Annotated in this window: 4 protein-coding genes; all 4 read right to left on the bottom strand. The window is 65.5% G+C overall.

The genetic code is table 11. The features are described 5' to 3' along the window. Positions 1-33: 33 nt before the first annotated feature. From AC1D1G_RS43320 to AC1D1G_RS43305, 4 genes are read right to left on the bottom strand one after another with little or no spacing between them, the layout of a single operon-like run. On the bottom strand, positions 34-1,062 hold the full coding sequence (locus tag AC1D1G_RS43320) for an amidohydrolase family protein (RefSeq protein ID WP_477956721.1): 1,029 nt from the start codon (positions 1,060-1,062) through the stop codon (positions 34-36). Next, positions 1,059-2,063, bottom strand: a complete 1,005-nt coding sequence (locus AC1D1G_RS43315; protein ID WP_477956720.1) for a Gfo/Idh/MocA family protein — start codon at positions 2,061-2,063, stop codon at positions 1,059-1,061. The genes AC1D1G_RS43320 and AC1D1G_RS43315 overlap by 4 nt, the downstream gene beginning before the upstream one ends. Positions 2,064-2,068: 5 nt before the next feature. After that, positions 2,069-2,671: an RraA family protein gene (locus tag AC1D1G_RS43310; RefSeq protein ID WP_164062495.1), complete on the bottom strand. Its 603-nt coding sequence runs from the start codon at positions 2,669-2,671 to the stop codon at positions 2,069-2,071. After that, positions 2,668-3,363, bottom strand: coding sequence for an RraA family protein (locus AC1D1G_RS43305; RefSeq protein WP_477956719.1), 696 nt, complete (start codon positions 3,361-3,363; stop codon positions 2,668-2,670). The genes AC1D1G_RS43310 and AC1D1G_RS43305 overlap by 4 nt, the downstream gene beginning before the upstream one ends. Positions 3,364-3,395 lie beyond the last annotated feature (32 nt).

The following is a 3,395-nucleotide window of genomic DNA, read 5'->3' as shown; positions in this document are numbered from 1 at the left end:
GGCCGCCACGACGGCGGTCAGTGCTGACTGCCTTTAGCGAGCAGAACCGACAGCGGCATCCAGTGCCGGAAGAGAGTAGAGCGAGAGAGCGTTGCCGTAGAAGATGGCTTCCTTCTCGGCCGTGTCGAGGAAGTCAAAGCCCTCGATGACCGGCTTCAGATCGTCGAGGTCGCGACCGGTCGTGGGATCCGGAGCACTACCGCTTCCTGGCTTTTCGGTACCGAACAAACACCGGTCCGCTCCTACGGTCCGCACCAGCAGTTCCAGCGCCAGCGGCGCATGCAACACGGTGTCGAACCAGAGACGCCGCAAACTTTCGTCGAACGACTCCTGCAGCACCTGTCCGGTCAGCAACTTGGGGTGCAGACGAGCCGCCCGCCAGCGCCCGATCTGGTAGGGGACCGAGCCGCCGCCGTGTGAGACGACAATCTTCAACGTCGGGAAGCGTAGGAACACCTCCGAATTGAGCAGGGAGAGCACAGCGATGCTTTCCTCGGTGATGAAGTGCTCGCTGTACGATTCACGACCGTTCTGGCAGCTCGCGGAATGGATGAGTGCCGGCACATCGAGTTCGACCATCTTTTCGTACAGCGGGTACCACCACGGATCGCCCAACGGGGGCACGTAGCCGCTTCCCTCGGACGGGTCCGGGTTGAGCAGGCAGCCGACCATCCCCAGATCTTTGATCGCCTTTTCCAGTTCACCCGCCCACTTCTCGGGTGTTTCCCCGTATGCCTGGGGCAGTCCGGCGACGCCGGCGAGGCGGCCGGGGAACTGCTGGACTTGGCGCGCGATCGCCTCGTTCACCTCCGCCGTCCACCAGTGCACGACCTTGGACGGGGTCGCCGAATGTGATGCCTGGAATGGACGCGGTGAGATGAGTTGGACGTCGGTGCCGACGCTGTCCATCACCGCCAGCGTGCGGTCGCCGTACTCCTTGAGCTGCGCATCGGTAACACCGGATCCGTTGCGGCCCTGGCCTCCTCGGGAGGATAGCAACGCGGCCTGGTACGCGTACAGCTCCGGCGGCGCGTTCAAGTGGGCGTGGGAGTCGATGATCATGACTTCTCCTGGTAGAGCGATTGGTGGGTGAAAACAATGGAGTGGGCCGCCGCCGCTTCATAGATGGCCAGACACGCGGCAAGGGTTCCCAGCCCCCACTCCCCGTCATGGATCGGGATCCGGCCGTCGAGCGTCTGGTCCATCTCGACTAGCGCCTGATCCCAGACCGAGGTTGCGGGGTCGACGGGCAGGTCGGTCAGTTGTCCGTCGGCGTACAGGTGCAGACCACCGGGGTGGACTCGAACACCACCACCGGTGAAAGTGGCGAACAGCTCGTCCGCCTCGGGTACAGCTCCGGAACCGTCGTAGTAGGCGCTGGCCTGTACTCCGTTGGCGAAACTCAGCTGCGCCGAGAATCCCTGTTCGGCGCCTCCCACACCGCCGTGGAGGGCTCCGGAAACCGCGCGCACGTCTCCACCGCAGATCAGTCGCACAATGTCGATCTGATGCGCCCCTTGCCGAAGCAGCAGACCGTTGCCCACTGCTGCATCGAGGTCGTGCGCCGTACGAGTCCGGCGGCGATGCCAATCGGTAAACGAGGTCGCCTGCACCGACAGCAGGTCACCGAGCCGGCGGGCGGTCACGATCTGCTGCAGCACCCGATAGCGGGTGTCATAGCTCAGAGTGGGGCCCACGAGCAGGCTCACCCCGGCACGGCGTGCGCAATCCACAGCCTCACGTGCGTCAGCGGCGGTGGTCGCCAACGGTTTCTCGCAGATGATGTGCACACCGGCCGCGGCCGCGGCGGAGACGGCGCCCAGGTGGTGCGCTGTCGGCGTCGCGACGTACACCGCGTCCACTGTTCCGGAGGCGACCAGTTCGGTGGCATCGGTGAAGGCCGGGCAGGCCCATTCGGCCGACACTCGGTTTCGAACATCCGGATCGGGGTCCGCGAGGCCGGTGAGCACGAACCGGTTGCTGCGTAGGACAGCATGGGACATCAACTCACCGGCAACGCCGGCACCGATGATTCCGAGTCTGCGAGGGGCGTGGAAACGCATGTCGGTCAGCTCAGCCCGTAGATGTCGAGTGTGGTCTCGCCCGCCGTGATCCGGGTACGGATCTGCTCCTCGGACCGTTCCCGCTGCAGTGCCCGCTCGACGACGGCTTTGACCTGGCCGGCATCGATGGCAACCACACCGTCGGCGTCACCGACGATGATGTCGCCCGGATGCACTGTCGTCGAGCCGAGCTGGATCGAGACGTCGAAGCCCCCCGACGTGGCATCTTTGCCGGTTCCTCGCACGCACAGTCCCCGTGCGAACACCGGGAACCCGATGGATTTGAGGTCGATCGAGTCTCGGACCGAACCGTCGATCACCAAGCCGGCAATTCCACGTTCAGCCGCGGCATGGGCCAGGATGTCGCCCCAGTAGCCGTACTCGATGTCGGTGTCGGCAGCGGCGACGAGTACGTCTCCCGGCTGGGCGGCATAGAGTGCGCGGTGGAGCCAGATGTTGTGCCCCGGTGTGAGGTCGACAGTGAAGGCGCGGCCGCAGATCCGCCATGCCGGATCGAGCGGTCGGATCCGCGGGGGCAGCGGGGTGGCGCCGGACTCGTGGAGTGAGGCGGCACCGAGTTCCCGCAGGGCCGGAGACAGAGTGGTCATCGCGTTTCCTCGTTGGCGGTTTGCAGGTGGTGATAGCCCGCCTGCGCGCGGGCGTGGTCGAGGCGCGCTCCGCCAGCGACTGCAAGGCGGATGCGTTCTTCGGCATTCTCGATGGCCTCGGCGACGGTGAGGACACGTTCGATCTCGGCCGTCGCCAACACGACCACACCGTCGGCGTCCGCGACGACGAGGTCACCGGGGTGCACGATGACGTTTCCGAGGGCGACCGGTACCCCGGTTGCCGCCAACCGCACCCTGTCCTTGCCGGTCTGCATGTTCCGGCCTCTGGTGAAGACCGGGTACTTCAGTTCCAGGCTCGGTGCGACGTCGCGGCAGACACCGTCGATGACCGTTCCGGCGATTCCGCGGGAGGAGGCGACGTAGGTCATGATGTCTCCCCAGACGGTGCAGTCGAGCCGGCCTTCGTTGTTGAGCACGACGACCTCGCCGGGGGCGACGTCATCGATGAAGTCGCCGACAGTGCCACCATTCTCGTCGACCGATTCGTACTGTCCGGTGAACGCCGGCCCACAGAGCCGGAAGCTCGGGTCAAACGGCTGGATGCCTGGGACGGCACCCGGCAGGCCGAGCTTGTCCAACGCATCCGACAGGGTCGAGGTGCTGATTGCACCGACCCGGGTGAGCAGTGTGACGTCGGGCAGGGTCGAAGTGGTTGTTTCGTCAGCCGGCATTGAGCATCTCCTCGTAGTTGCGTCCCATGACC

The organism is Rhodococcus sp. P3_B8 (assembly GCF_056402775.1).
Note: the sequence above shows the minus strand (reverse complement) of the source record. Positions and strands in the feature narration are given on the sequence as shown.